12 protein-coding genes, 2 tRNA genes and 2 pseudogenes are annotated in these 12,198 nt (G+C 67.0%); 7 read left to right on the top strand and 9 right to left on the bottom strand.

Features of this window, described 5'->3' with window-relative positions; translation table 11 throughout:
* Positions 1 to 192: 192 nt before the first annotated feature.
* Positions 193 to 264: pseudogene (locus EDM04_RS19195) on the top strand (YccF domain-containing protein); the annotation flags it as partial.
* Positions 265 to 421: 157 nt separating this feature from the next.
* Here EDM04_RS19195 and fer read toward each other — a convergent pair.
* Positions 422 to 811: a ferredoxin Fer gene (fer, locus tag EDM04_RS18160; protein WP_095637398.1), complete on the bottom strand. Its 390-nt coding sequence runs from the start codon at positions 809 to 811 to the stop codon at positions 422 to 424.
* A gap of 170 nt (positions 812 to 981) precedes the next feature.
* Between fer and EDM04_RS18155 the strand changes: the two genes are divergently transcribed.
* On the top strand, positions 982 to 1,851 hold the full coding sequence (locus EDM04_RS18155; RefSeq protein ID WP_123624618.1) for a CheF family chemotaxis protein: 870 nt from the start codon (positions 982 to 984) through the stop codon (positions 1,849 to 1,851).
* An 82-nt stretch (positions 1,852 to 1,933) separates the two neighbouring features.
* A complete protein-coding gene (locus EDM04_RS18150) occupies positions 1,934 to 2,848 on the top strand; it encodes a hypothetical protein (RefSeq protein ID WP_123624616.1) in 915 nt (304 codons plus the stop codon).
* A gap of 36 nt (positions 2,849 to 2,884) precedes the next feature.
* On the opposite strand, the gene EDM04_RS18145 is transcribed toward EDM04_RS18150, so the two are convergent.
* From EDM04_RS18145 to EDM04_RS18105, 8 genes and pseudogenes are all read right to left on the bottom strand, one after another.
* Positions 2,885 to 3,427 carry a hypothetical protein gene (locus EDM04_RS18145; protein ID WP_123624614.1) on the bottom strand — a complete coding sequence of 181 codons (543 nt, stop codon included), beginning with the start codon at positions 3,425 to 3,427 and terminating at the stop codon, positions 2,885 to 2,887.
* Positions 3,424 to 4,326, bottom strand: coding sequence for an MOSC domain-containing protein (locus EDM04_RS18140; protein ID WP_123624611.1), 903 nt, complete (start codon positions 4,324 to 4,326; stop codon positions 3,424 to 3,426). Before EDM04_RS18140 ends, EDM04_RS18145 begins: the two co-directional genes overlap by 4 nt.
* A gap of 79 nt (positions 4,327 to 4,405) precedes the next feature.
* On the bottom strand, positions 4,406 to 5,200 hold the full coding sequence (locus tag EDM04_RS18135) for an archaeal proteasome endopeptidase complex subunit alpha (RefSeq protein ID WP_123624609.1): 795 nt from the start codon (positions 5,198 to 5,200) through the stop codon (positions 4,406 to 4,408).
* A gap of 132 nt (positions 5,201 to 5,332) precedes the next feature.
* Positions 5,333 to 5,944, bottom strand: a complete 612-nt coding sequence (locus EDM04_RS18130) for a dihydrofolate reductase (RefSeq protein WP_123624607.1) — start codon at positions 5,942 to 5,944, stop codon at positions 5,333 to 5,335.
* Positions 5,944 to 6,972, bottom strand: coding sequence for a thymidylate synthase (gene thyA, locus EDM04_RS18125; RefSeq protein ID WP_123624604.1), 1,029 nt, complete (start codon positions 6,970 to 6,972; stop codon positions 5,944 to 5,946). The genes EDM04_RS18130 and thyA overlap by 1 nt, the downstream gene beginning before the upstream one ends.
* 845 nt (positions 6,973 to 7,817) lie before the next feature.
* Positions 7,818 to 7,888: transfer RNA gene (locus EDM04_RS18115), tRNA-Gly, on the bottom strand.
* 94 nt (positions 7,889 to 7,982) lie between these two features.
* Positions 7,983 to 8,924, bottom strand: a pseudogene (locus EDM04_RS18110) (RNA-guided endonuclease TnpB family protein); the annotation flags it as partial.
* Positions 8,925 to 9,252: 328 nt separating this feature from the next.
* Positions 9,253 to 9,948 (bottom strand): enoyl-CoA hydratase/isomerase family protein, encoded by a 696-nt coding sequence (locus EDM04_RS18105; RefSeq protein WP_123624600.1) that lies wholly within the window; start codon positions 9,946 to 9,948, stop codon positions 9,253 to 9,255.
* 59 nt (positions 9,949 to 10,007) lie between these two features.
* Here EDM04_RS18105 and EDM04_RS18100 point away from each other — a divergent pair, with 59 nt between their 5' ends.
* From EDM04_RS18100 to EDM04_RS18085, 4 genes are all read left to right on the top strand, one after another.
* Positions 10,008 to 10,673, top strand: a complete 666-nt coding sequence (locus tag EDM04_RS18100) for a hypothetical protein (RefSeq protein WP_123624598.1) — start codon at positions 10,008 to 10,010, stop codon at positions 10,671 to 10,673.
* Positions 10,674 to 10,766: 93 nt separating this feature from the next.
* Positions 10,767 to 10,838, top strand: a tRNA-Thr gene (locus EDM04_RS18095).
* A gap of 357 nt (positions 10,839 to 11,195) precedes the next feature.
* A complete protein-coding gene (locus EDM04_RS18090) occupies positions 11,196 to 11,477 on the top strand; it encodes a ribbon-helix-helix domain-containing protein (RefSeq protein WP_123624596.1) in 282 nt (93 codons plus the stop codon).
* Positions 11,470 to 11,754, top strand: coding sequence for a type II toxin-antitoxin system RelE/ParE family toxin (locus EDM04_RS18085; RefSeq protein WP_123624594.1), 285 nt, complete (start codon positions 11,470 to 11,472; stop codon positions 11,752 to 11,754). The genes EDM04_RS18090 and EDM04_RS18085 overlap by 8 nt, the downstream gene beginning before the upstream one ends.
* The last annotated feature ends 444 nt before the right edge of the window (positions 11,755 to 12,198 follow it).

The raw sequence follows: 12,198 nt of genomic DNA, 5'->3' as shown, positions 1-12,198 counted from the left end.
TCCGAGTTCACCGAATCTCTCGGTGAATAGGAGTAACGGCTGGTTGGCACAGCCATCGACGTTCTTGTTTGACACGGAAACTGGCGCGTTCGCGCCTCAAGAACAGGTAACGTCGTAAACCACAATATCCCAACCCAGCGGTACGGTGCCGTGGGAATCCTCGCGCTTCAGCGCGGGGAGGATGTCAAGGCCGTCGGGCCGCCGGTCGCGATCTGGATGCGCAACCGGCTGCCGTACGTCACGTCGCGGTACCGATTTCACGGGCGAGTCGGACGATCACCGCCCGATCGGCGGCGTCCGGGAGAGCGCCCGTCGCCGTCGCTGTCCGGCTCGGGGTCCTCCGAAAAAACGGTGGCACCGATGGGGGTGACCCACATCGAACACCGTCTGCGAGTACGACCGCGGCGTGGTCGAAGCGGCGTTAGATGACGCGGTTCTGCAGGTAGTCGAGGTGTTTCGCGTTGTAGACGATCTTGACCTCGTCCGTCGCCGGGCTGCCGATGCAGGTCAGGCGGACGTTCTTCTCCTCGACCTCCTCGTCGGAGAGGATCTGCTGCATGTCCATCTCGATGTCGCCCTCCTTGACGATGGAGGCGCAGTTCGCGCAGGCGCCGGCGCGGCACGAGAAGGGCCAGTCGTAGCCCTGCGCCTCGGCGGACTCGAGGATGTACTCGCCCTGATTCACTTCGAGGGTACCGTAGTCCTCGTCGTCGAGGTCGGCGTCGGCCGCCTCCTCGAACAGGTCGTCGTCGTCCATCGACCAGCCGTGGTCGTCCAGCACTTCGTAGTTGAGGTATTCTACTGTGGGCATCACCCGGCGGTTTGATGCCCACCTCATTAGGCTTTGCTGTTCCGCGTTTTTCTCGCACGAACGGCCACCCCTGAACGCCCGAACACGTTCGTTTTTTGCCTATTGGTATGGTATCACGAATGATACGGCAGGAGAAACAGTAAATACCGGAGGGCCGCAAGCAGTGTCCGATGGAAGAGTCCGTCGTCGCCGACTTCGTCGGCCGCGTCCACACCTCCGGCATCGGAAGCGACGAACCCGTGTCGGGCCGCGTTCTCCTGAGCCAGCGACGACTCGTGCTGGTCACCGACGACGGCAAGACGACCGTCCCCCTCTCGAAGGTGTTCGACGTCGTCGTCGGCACCGTCCCCGGCGACCTCCAGTCCTTCTTCAGCGACAGCGTCACCGTCGCCTACGAGCGGGACGGGAAGCGGCGCACGGCCCTCGTCGAGGGCGAGCCGGACGACATGGAGCGGTTCACCCGGCTGCTGTTCAAGGCCCTGTTGCGCGGCGTGACGGTCACCGTCCGCCATCCGGCGAAGCTCGGCGGCCGCGTCACGGACGCCTCGGACCACACCGCGTCGATCACCCTCTCGCCGGGCGCGATCGGCTTCGACGACTGCCCGGACCCGTTCGCGGTCGACCTCTCCAGCGTCATCGACTACGAGCGCACCGACCGCACGATCGCCGGCGAGAAACGCCCCGCGCTCGTGTTCCGCCACGTCCCCGAGACTCAGACCGTGACCTCGATCGCGACCGTCCCCGACAAACGAACCCTGAACGTGCTCGGCCGGTACATCAAGCAGGAGTACGACGAGGTGATGGAGGACGTCGAGGCGTTCGACCCGACGGAGGAACAGCTGGAGATCCTCGTGTCGATCTACTCCGCGGGCGGCGAGGCGACCATCGCCGACGTGGTCACCGGCGACGTCACGCAGACGGAGATGGTCCTCGACACGCTCCGCGAGGAGGACCTCGTCGTCGACGGCGACACCGGCGCCGCGCTCACGCGAAAGGGCCAGATGATCGTCACCTCCTACATGGAGTCGGTCAACTCCTGACCGGCGCTTGTCGGACAGTAGCGAACCCACTCTATCCCCGACAGGGGGAAGCTTCATGCCCGTACGCGTGTAGGTAGTTCACATGCCAGACGACCACCGCGGGCGGTCGACGCGGCTCGACGCCGCGGTCCGCGATCTAGGGATCGACGGGGCGGTCGACGAGACGCCGACCGGTGACCCTTCGCCCGTCGCGTCCGCTCCCGACTCGGGGCCGCGGGTCGCGCGGGTGCCCGAACCGCACGTCCACGACACCTTCTCCGTGGAGGGGATCGACACGAAACGGCGGGAGAAACTACTGGAGGCCGTCCTCCGCGACCGCGACGACGTGAGCGCCGCGTCGGCGACCGCGCGGAACGGTACCGTCGGCGTCCACCACGACCCGTCTATTTCCCGCGAGGACCTCCGGGAGACGCTGGAGGCGTGCGGGCTCGTCGTCGATCCGGCGGCCCGGGCGTTCGAGGCGCGGCGGGCCTCGCAGTTCGCGTCGGCCCGCGTCGCCGTCGCCGTGCTGTTCGGACTGATGGTGGCGACGCCGTACATCGCGGTGTTGTACCCGACCCGGATCGAGTGGCTGTTCTACGACCCGCTCACGGTCGAGTACCTGCAAACGCTCCTCGACTCCCGGATGGCGACGCACTTCTTCGTCAACCTCGGCGCGCTCTCCGGGATCGCGTTCCTCGTCGCCTGCGGCCCGCTCATCCGTCGGGCGATCGGCGGGCTCGCGGCGGGGCGGCTCACGACCGACGCGCTGTTCGTCGGGAGCGTCGCGGCGCTGTTCGCGTACAGCACTGCCGCCGCGTTCACCGGCTTCGACGGGACGGTCCACTACGACCTCGTCGCCTACGCGGTCGTCGGTGCCACCCTCTGGACCCACTTCGGCGTCGGCGCGACGACGCCCGACACCGCGGGCGTCGAGGGACAGACCGCCGGCGGAAGCGACGCGCCCGCCGAGGCGGCGGAAGACGAACCGGTCGCGATGACGGACGGCGGACGCTGAGGGCGTTCGCGGACGCCGACGTTCGCGAGGATCGACTCACCCGACGGTCGAGAGCCACCGGTCCGCGATACCGGGGAAGGACAACGAGGCAAGCGTCGCGACTCCGGCGGCCCACGCGAGCCCGGCGGCGACGCCGATCCCGCCGCTCGCCGGAGCGAGGACCGCGATCGACCGTTCCACCCAGAGCCCGCCGAAGATCGCCAGGGCCAGTCCGCCGTTGAAGTAGGGGATCCGCAGGAGCAGCAGCGACGGCGAGAGGGTCACCCAGCCGGGAGTCGGCGTCGCGAGCGGTCGAACGAACCCGCCTCGGACGAGGGTCGCGGCGACCACCGCGGCGATCCACGCGACGAGCCCCGTCGCCTTCGCGTCAAAGCGACCGGTGGCCGGGTGCTCTATCACGAGCAGTAACACGGGCAGCGAGAAGACCGAGATCTCAGCGAACAGCCGAGTGGTGTCGTGGAGAAAGACGCCGAAGCGGCTCTTTTCAGCGCGCGTCAGCTGTCCGTAGCCGTACCAGATGCGCCGTTCTCTCGACCGAGCGGCCGCGCTCTCCCGTCCGGGCGTTCCCCGTCGCGTCACCGCTCTGCCCCCGCAGAGATCTCGTCGTTCTCGTCGATATCGACGGTCTCCTCAATCCCGACCGCGTCGCCGACCGCGAGCGTCGAGCCCCACTCCGACTCCGGAACCACCGTGTTGACCATGAGCCGGAAGTCGTGGTCGAACCGGTCGCTCTCGGTCCACGGCGGGAGCGTCTCCCGGCGCCTCCGGAGGAACGTCTCGCGGAACCCGTCGATCGGCTCGCCCGTGTCCGGGTCCCTGGAGGGGACGACGCAGCGCTGACACGGGTTGACGCCGAACAGCTCGGTCTCGCCGATCGAGACGCGCACGGCCTCCCCGTGGTCCGCGAACAGCCGGTCCTCCCAGAACGCCGGGCAGCCGTCGATCACGAGGTTGGGTCGGAGCCGTCTCCGCATCTCCGTCGCGCCCGAAATCTCGTCGAACCACGAGGCGACTGCCTCCAGCGTCGCCCGCGAGACGACCGTCGGGCCCGGCGCCGCCCGGTCGTCCGGGAGCCCCCCGTCCGGCTCGCGGACCAGATCGACCGCGTAGCCGAGGTACTCGCCGACCCACGCCTCCAGCGCGGGGCCGTCCTCGGGGAGCGCGAACGTTTCCTCGTCCGCGGCGACCCCGGTCTCCTGACGCGTCGGCCGCGAGAGGGTCACCGCGGTCGGCGTCGCGTCGGTCGTCCCGGCGAGCTCGTAGCTCGCCGAGAGCCCGTGGACCGCCGGCTCGCTCTTTCCGTTGACGTAGCCGCCGTCGCCGCCGACCGAGGCCGCGTGCGGGTCGACGCCGGCCTCGACGATCGCGTAGGACCGGTCGCCCCGGAGGGCGCCGTTCGGCCCGAGTTCGGCGCGGTCGACCGCGGCGCCGTCGTTCGACTTCAGCGGGTACGCGACGAGCTCCGCGATGCGTGCCATACCCGCGGTTCGGGGAGCGGCGACAAAAGGATCCGGGAGGGGAGAGTGAGAGAGGACCGCGGGATCGAAGACGAGAGAGCTACTCGTCGGCGGCGTCGTCGGCGTCGTCGGCGTCCGCGTCGGTCTCGGCGTCTTCGTCGTCCTCGTCATCGCCGATCGTCAGCCCCGCGGCCTCGAACGCCTCGGCGACCTCCTCGACGGGGAGGGTCCGGTAGCCGTCGGCCTCGGTGACCGTGGCGACGGCCAGGTCTTCCGGATCGAACTCGTCGTCGTGGGCGGCGAGCGCGGCGATACCGAGTTCGACGCCCGCGTCGAGCGAGAGCCCCTCGGTCCACTCCTCTTCGAGGTGGCCCTGGATGTCGGAGCGGCCGCCGCCGATGACGGTCGCCTTCCACTCGTTGGGGGTACCGGAGGGGTCGGCGGCGAACAGGCGCGGTTCCCCGTTGTCGATGCCGCCGATGAGGAGCGCGGCGCCGTACGGTCGGGTGCCGCCGCGCTGGGTGTTCTCCTGGATGTGGTCGGTGACGAACTTCGTCAGCGTCTCGACGCCGACGGGCTCGCCGTAGCGGAGGCGGTTCCCCTGCGACTGACGGCGCGCGAGGTCGATCAGCTGGCGGGCGTCGGCGACGTGGCCGGCGCTCGCGGTGCCAAGGTGGTCGTCGAGCTTGTGGAGCTTCTCGATGCTCTCGGCCTCCATCAGCGTCGAGGAGGGGCGAGACATCGCGACGAAGACGACGCCGTCGCCCGTCCGGACGCCGACGCTCGGTGCGCCGCGCGAGACCGCCTCGCGAGCGTACTCGACCTGATAGATCCGCCCGTCCGGCGAGAACAGCGACGTGCCGCGGTCGTACGCCTGCTGATCGTTACCACCCATCATCGTCGATCACCCGCTCTCGCGGTGTCGCGCTGGCTCATTACCCCTTCTTACGTCGGACGGTTGAAAAAGCATCCGTAACCGGTACAAGGGGTCCGGGACCCGGGGCCCTATACGCGTTCGGCGGAGCGTTCAGCCGTCCGCGCGCTCGTAGGTGACGAACGCGAGGTCGGCGTCGTCGTCGTCCCTGTCGTCGTCGCCGGCCTCGGCGCTCCCGCCCCTGTCGCCGCCCCCGGTATCGGCGACCGCTCGCTCCGCCTCCGTCCACGCCTCGGCGTCCCAGTCCGGAAAGCGCGTGTCGCCGTCGGGCCGCTCGGGGACCTCCGTCAGCACCATTCGGTCGGCGCGGTCGAGGAGCTGCTCGTAGACGGTCGCGCCGCCGATCACGTAGACCTCGGCGACGCCGCGGTCGGCGGCGTCGGCGGCCGCGAGGTCGACCGCTTCCTCGATGTCCCCCGCGACGACGGCGCCCTCGGGGAGGTCGAGGTCGCGCGTCGTCAACACGACGCTGGTCCGGTCCGGGAGCGGACCGCCGATCCGGTCGGCGATGCTCTCGTAGGTCGCGCGGCCGACGATCACGGGGTGGCCGGTCGTGAGCCGCTTGAAGTGGGCCAGATCGGCCGGGTAGTGCCACGGCATCCCGCCGCGGTCGCCGATGACGCCGTTCTCGGCGACCGCGGCGACGATGACGAGGTCGATGTCGGCGCCGCCGGCCGCGTCGCTTCCGGACGCGTCGCCGGCCATCACTCCGCGACCGCGAACGAGATGCCGTCCGCGGAGTCGTAGTCGACGACCTCGACGTCCTCGTAGGTGAGCTCGTCGAGCGGCACGTCGGCGATCTCGATCCGGGGACGCTCGCGCGGCTCCCGCGAGAGCTGTTCGAGCAGGCCGGGGACGTGGTCGTACCCTTCCTCGCCGTCCGCCTCGTCGGGCGCGGTCCGCTCGACCCAGCTCTTCACGTCGAGGTAGTCGGCCTTGCTCTCGACGGTCGCGAGCCGGTCTTGCACGTACGGGAGGTTGTTCGCGTACCACTTCCCGCGCTCGCCGCGCCCGCAGTAGACGTGGGCGTCGACGACGGTGTGGCCGAACTCGCCGACCTCGAACCCCGTCCGCTGCGCGAGCGCGTTCGCGAGCAGCGCGTAGGCGGCGATGTTGAACGGGACCCCGAGCGCGATGTCCCCCGAGCGCTGCGTGAGGTGCAGGTTAAGCCGGCCGTCCTGCACGTTCACGACGAAGGTGTAGTGACACGGCGGGAGCGTCGAGACGGCGGCGTTGGCGGGGTGCCACGCGTTCACGACCATCCGGCGCGACTGCGGGTTCTCCTCGAGGGTGTCGAGCACGTATTGGATCTGGTCGAACGTCCGGCGCTCGGCGCCGTCCGGGCCCTCCTCGACGTTCACCCAGCGGTGCGCGTCCTCCGGCCACGTCTCACCCGGAAGCGCGTCGACGCCGTCCGGCACGGGGAACCGCCGCCAGAACCGGCCGTAGGCGGTGTCGAGTTTCCCCTCCTCGTCGGCCCACGCGTCCCAGATCTTGGTCTCCTCGCGGAGGTTCCGGACGTGCTCCTCGCCGGAGAGGTACCAGAGCACCTCGTGGATCAGCGAGTTCCAGCGGTAGCCGTCCATCTTCTTGGTCGTGAGGAGGGGGAACCCCTCCGTGAGGTCGACGGTGTACTGCCCGCTGAACGTCGCGATCGTGTCGACGCCGGTCCGGTTCGGCTTGTACGTGCCCGTCGACAGGGTGTCGTCGACGAGATCGAGGTACTGTTGCATGATGGGGTCGGGCTCCCCGGCGCGACCGCCGGGGAGACGGGTTTACCTGTCCAAACGAACGGGCGAACCTAACCGTGACGGTTGCCGTCGGATCGATGTGTTGGAACGGTCGGTTACGGTTCGATCGGAGACGCGTTCGCTGGTCCGACTGAGCGGTTATAAATAATAAATAGTTGATCGGCGGTAAACACTTCCAGAGCCCCAGCCGCTCGGTAGTACGTGATCGACGATTCCGCGGTGAACGCCTCCAAAGCCCCAGCCGCTCGGTAGTACGTGATCGACGATTCCGCGGTGAACGCCTCCAAAGCCCCAGCCGCTCGGTAATACGTGATCGACGATTCCGCGGTGAACGCCTCCAAAGCCCCAGCCGCGAGGAGTGCGCACGCTCGCTGTGCTCCTCGTCACTCGCTCCGCTCGTTCCTGCGGTGCTTACGTCGCCTCCGCACTCCTCGCGGCTGCCCCTTTGAGTCCCGCCCGACCGCCCCGCAACCGCACCTCACGCCTCCCCAGCCTCGTCAGTCGCCCTCCGCGTTGCTCCGGGCGACAGACTCCCTCGCACGCGCTCCTCGCGCCCGATGGGCGCTCGGAGGCGCGCGCCGACCGCAGATCGATCTATAAACGATCGATAGAGCTCTCAGCAATCAGAGATCCGAGGAGGCCGAATCGAAAAGCAGCGCTAATGACTGAAACAGCCAGAGGGGCACCGGCCGAGACTCCCGTGAGCGAAGCGAACGGGAGGCAGGCCGGTGTATCTTTGAGCGTAGCGAGAAGATGCACCGGCCGAGACTCCCGTGAGCGAAGCGAACGGGAGGCAGGCCGGTGTATCTTTGAGCGTAGCGAGAAGATGCACCGGCCGAGATTTGAACTCGGGTTGCAACCATGGCAAGGTTGCGTGATACCACTACACTACCGGTGCGTGCTTCGCATTCGGTGATTGATCGGTGAATTACTTAAACCTTTGACTTCCTCCCACGGCTTCAGCCGTGTGATTCCTCCGATGGGGATGCTGGCTATGTCGCGCCCACGGAGGCAAGTTTCCCATCACCGGTACTCCGGTTTGTGCGCTTCTCGTTGGGACTTGCCCTCTCAGGAGAGTGTGGTAGCTCCGACCAGTTGTGGTCGTCCCACTTGAGACGCACGGGCCGAGCCATCGACCCAACGGATTCACCAGCCTGTCGTTCGAGGAACGTACGAGACGCGCACAGGTCGGCGTGAGCTTCGTGACCGCACGGACACCGGAACAGGTCACCGTCTCTGTCTGTGGCGTCCCGCTCGCCACACGCCGGGCACGTTCGGGTTGTGTCGGCTTCTGACCGCACCTCGACAGTGATGCCGTATTCCTCGGCAGCCTGCGAGAGTTGTTTGATGAACGCCCGAAATGCCCAAAACTGGTGCGTTTTCGCGTTCACATCGGCGCACCAGTGCGTCGAGAGAACGTCGGTAAGGTCACCCACGTACACCGTGGCGACCCCTTCGGCGTAGAGTCGGTCCAGCAGGTCTCGAACCAGTGCATCCTGTGCGTGGTCGCGCCGCCGTGTCCGTTTGCGATACAGTCGCCGTATCCGCCGACTGCTGTATCGTCCCTCGCGGAGTTTCGACTGTAAACGAGCGATTTCGTCGGTCGTCTCGCGGAAGCGGTCGAACAGGTCGCGGCCTTCGTAGAGGTACTGCTGGCCGGTCGTGGTAGTACAGGCAACGAGATTATTCGCGCCCACGTCCAGCGCGGCTTCGTGAGAAGCCAGTGGTGAATCCTGTCGAGAATCAGGCACAGTAACAGGCTGAAAGGCCCTGAACGTGTCGTCTATCTCGTCGTACTGTATCTCCAAGCGTCCCTGTTGGCCGTCCCATTTCGGAGCGCCGCAGACTTCGAGGCGGAGCCGGTCGTGATAGCCCAAGCCGTACTCGTCTTTCAGGGCGTGGCCGACTGGTATCTCGACTCGTGACCGTTCGCCTCACGACGATAGATGTTTGTAGATATGTGTCTAAATGTCTTTTGGACACAAATGCGCCCGAACATCGACATATCACACACACTGAATGGACGAGTGAAAGACCTCGCCAAACAGAAAGAGATGGCCCTTGATGATGCCTACCGGGAGATTATCGAAGCGGGTCTGGAAGCGGTGGAACATCCAGACGAGTCGTAGTGCGTGGTTTGCTACGATGTGCTGTCAGTTGGACCCACCCCTGAAAGGGTGAAATTCCGCTCGCTACATGTCACATCCGAGCGATCGTGGACAGATGGTGCAGATCCGGGGACGCGACGAGCTCCGGATCGGCCTACTCCCCGCGCGTCGCCGCGATGTCGTCGGCGTGGGCGCGCACGAGGTCGGCGAACGCGGTCGCCTCCGCGCGCTCCTGCGTCTCGTCGTCGCTGCGGTCGCGCACTCTCTGTTTGATCGCGCGGAGCGCGTCCGGCTCGCCGCTTGCGATCTCGTCCGCGACCGACCGCGGGTCGTCGACGACCCGGGAGACGAGCCCCGTCCGAAGCGCCTCGTCGGCGTCGAGCACCCGGCCCGAGAGCGCGAAGTCGAGGGCGTCGCCCTCGCGCATCACCCGCGGGAGGCGGACGGTCCCGCCCCACGCGCCGAACAGGCCGAACCCGACGCCGGGCTCCGCGAACGTCGCCGCGGGCGCGGCGATCCGGAGGTCGGCCGCGAGCGCGATCTCGACGCCGCCGCCGCGGGCCGCACCGTCGATCCCGCAGACGACGACCGTCTCCGTACCGGCGATCGCCGCCGCCGTTCGCTGACCCGCGCGGGCGAACGACTCCGGGTCGTCGAGGCCGGCGACGGCGTCGAGGTCGGCGCCGGCGCAGAACGCGTCGCCGGCGCCGTGAAGGTATGTCACCGGCGCGTCGGCGTCAGTGACGGCGGCGCGGAGCGCGGTCAGGTCCTCGGACCGGAGGGCGTTCCGGCGTTCCGGTCGGTCGATCGTCACGACGCGGACCCCGTCGTCGTCTCGGGTACGAATCACGTCCGGGTATCCCGTTCGTTTCCAAAGGTCTTTGCCCCTCGATCGACTACCGTTACGTAATGGACGATGCCGCGCGAGCGCGTGACGCCGCGTCTGAGGCGCTCGCCGACGTCGAGCCCGATCAGCTGCGTGAGGCCCTCGAAGACCGGATCGCGAACGCCGCCGTGACGCCCGGCGTGCTGGCGCTGGTCACCGCCCGCGCCGTCGACCCCGAGATCGACCCCGACGCGGTGGTCGACCGGGCGGCCGGCGTCCAGCTCATCTACGAGGGGCTCCGGCTCACCCGGTCGGTGGCCCACGAGGCGCCGTGGGCGACCGCGGCCACGCGGGAGACGGACATCGACGCCGACATGGACGTGCTCACCGCCGACGTGCTCGTCTCGCGCGGGTTCTCGCTGCTGGCGTGCACCGACGCCGCCGCGGCCGCGGTCGAGGTCGTGCGCGCGTTCGGCCGCGACCAGACGCTCCGGGACCGCGAGGGGACCGACCCCGCCGCGGCGACCGCGCTCGACCGGAACCTGGAGATCGACGCCCTCGAGCTCGCCGTCGTCGCCGGCACCACCGCCGTCGGCGGCGACCCGCCCGAGGAGCTGTTGACGTACGCCCGCGATCTGGCGGCCGACTACGACGGCGAGTTCCCGCCGGCCGGCCGCGCGCTCCCGGACGCGACCGCCGACCGGATCGCAGACATCTCCGACCGCGCCGTCAGCGCGACCGATCGGTGAGTCGCCCGACGGCGACGGGACGGTGTGTGCCCGCGTGACGGGTCGCCCCCGAATCGAAACCCATAAAGTCGAATCCGGTCAACGATTGATTGCGCCTGGGTAGCTTAGCGGTAAAGCGCGTCCTTGGTAAGGACGAGACCCCGAGTTCAAATCTCGGCCTAGGCTCTTTCTGCCGTACACTCCTTGTACGCACACTGTTCTGGCCACACTCGTCTGAACGAAACCCGTTCAAGATTCGCTTCTCTCGCTAAACAGGGCATCCCTCGCCGTAATGCGATTCGGTGAAGTGTCAGGAAACACAAACTAACTCACAGACTGCGGCGGGATTGCCCCGAAATCGACCGGGGGCGCGTCCCCTCAAGCGACACCCCGGATTTCGCTAACCCGCGCTCACGGAGGGATGACTGAATCGTAATCAGTAATGTGATAGAAATGCTCCTCGACGCGGCTATCCACGTCGGTTACGCGGTGAGTGAGCCTCCGCCGAAACGACTATTGGTAAGACCAGCGTATTACGTTTATATGTCTGAAGCAGCTACGAATGACGACGGCGGGGACGACATCGCCACGGTGAATTTCAAGCTCACCGAGTCGTTCCTCGAACAGATAGACGATACGTGGCAGGGGCGCGGGTTCAACAGCCGGAGCGAGTTCATCCGGTACACGCTTCGGGACGCCGTCGAGTTCCCGACGTTCGACCGCGACGAACTCGTCGCCCTGCTCGAAGCCGAGGAAGACATCCGCGAGGGACGAACGACGAGCGCCGAGGAAACCCGCGAGCGGTTCGGCACGAGCGATGAGTGACGACGGGTGGACGTGGGAACTCTCCTCGACGGCCGAAGACGACCTCGACGGACTGTCCCCTACCGAACAAGACCGGATACTCGACAAGCTCGATGAAATCGTCTCCTCACCGTGGCGCGACCCGCCGGACTACGGCGAACCGCTCCAGAACAGCCCGTACAAGAAGGTACGCATAGGGGAGTTCCGGCTGTCCGTGAGCTTCCGGCAGGACGACCAGCGGCTCGTTGTCGCACGCGTCAAGCGCCGTGGCGGCGCGTACACCGCTGACGACGACTAAGCGACGAAACGCCCTCGATGCGGCGAGATACGGGTGAAGAATTCGGTGGGGTTGCCTCGGTCGTCGAAGTGAACTATCTCTCCGAGGTGGGCTGTTCCCTCTGTATCTCGATGTGGTGAGTAGCGCGGTAACTACAAGAGATTCACGTGACCGGTCAGGTGGAGGAAGAACGTCCGTTAGCAGCGTGTACTCCGAGAAGGTAAATGAGGATAACAAGAAGTTCGACCGCAACTAATCCGACGACAGTACTGAATACGAATGCAAGTCCCACTCCCAGCAAGAATACGGATACTCCTACGACCATCCGTCTTTAGTTAAGTCTCACACCTCGGTTGTGTAGCGGTAGCGAGCGTCTCTTGTAAGATTGGTCGTTGCTGGTGGATCTTTTGAGCGTCTTCGATCAGCCGGTCGAGCAGCGGCGGCGGTGAGTAGCCGAGGAACTCA

Source organism: Halorubrum sp. CSM-61, assembly GCF_003781945.1.
In the GTDB taxonomy this organism is placed as follows: domain Archaea; phylum Halobacteriota; class Halobacteria; order Halobacteriales; family Haloferacaceae; genus Halorubrum.
The sequence above is the reverse complement of the archived record's forward strand: the minus strand, read 5'-3'. Positions and strand labels throughout refer to the sequence as shown.

What these genes read in the sequence shown, in the direction of transcription:
- fer (WP_095637398.1), bottom strand. Translation starts at nt 811, where the DNA reads ATGCCCACAGTAGAATACCTCAACTACGAAGTGCTGGACGACCACGGC.
- EDM04_RS18155 (WP_123624618.1), top strand. Translation starts at nt 982, where the DNA reads ATGGAAGAGTCCGTCGTCGCCGACTTCGTCGGCCGCGTCCACACCTCC.
- EDM04_RS18150 (WP_123624616.1), top strand. Translation starts at nt 1,934, where the DNA reads ATGCCAGACGACCACCGCGGGCGGTCGACGCGGCTCGACGCCGCGGTC.
- EDM04_RS18140 (WP_123624611.1), bottom strand. Translation starts at nt 4,326, where the DNA reads ATGGCACGCATCGCGGAGCTCGTCGCGTACCCGCTGAAGTCGAACGAC.
- EDM04_RS18135 (WP_123624609.1), bottom strand. Translation starts at nt 5,200, where the DNA reads ATGGGTGGTAACGATCAGCAGGCGTACGACCGCGGCACGTCGCTGTTC.
- EDM04_RS18130 (WP_123624607.1), bottom strand. Translation starts at nt 5,944, where the DNA reads ATGGCCGGCGACGCGTCCGGAAGCGACGCGGCCGGCGGCGCCGACATC.
- thyA (WP_123624604.1), bottom strand. Translation starts at nt 6,972, where the DNA reads ATGCAACAGTACCTCGATCTCGTCGACGACACCCTGTCGACGGGCACG.
- EDM04_RS18100 (WP_123624598.1), top strand. Translation starts at nt 10,008, where the DNA reads ATGGACGATGCCGCGCGAGCGCGTGACGCCGCGTCTGAGGCGCTCGCC.
- EDM04_RS18090 (WP_123624596.1), top strand. Translation starts at nt 11,196, where the DNA reads ATGTCTGAAGCAGCTACGAATGACGACGGCGGGGACGACATCGCCACG.
- EDM04_RS18085 (WP_123624594.1), top strand. Translation starts at nt 11,470, where the DNA reads ATGAGTGACGACGGGTGGACGTGGGAACTCTCCTCGACGGCCGAAGAC.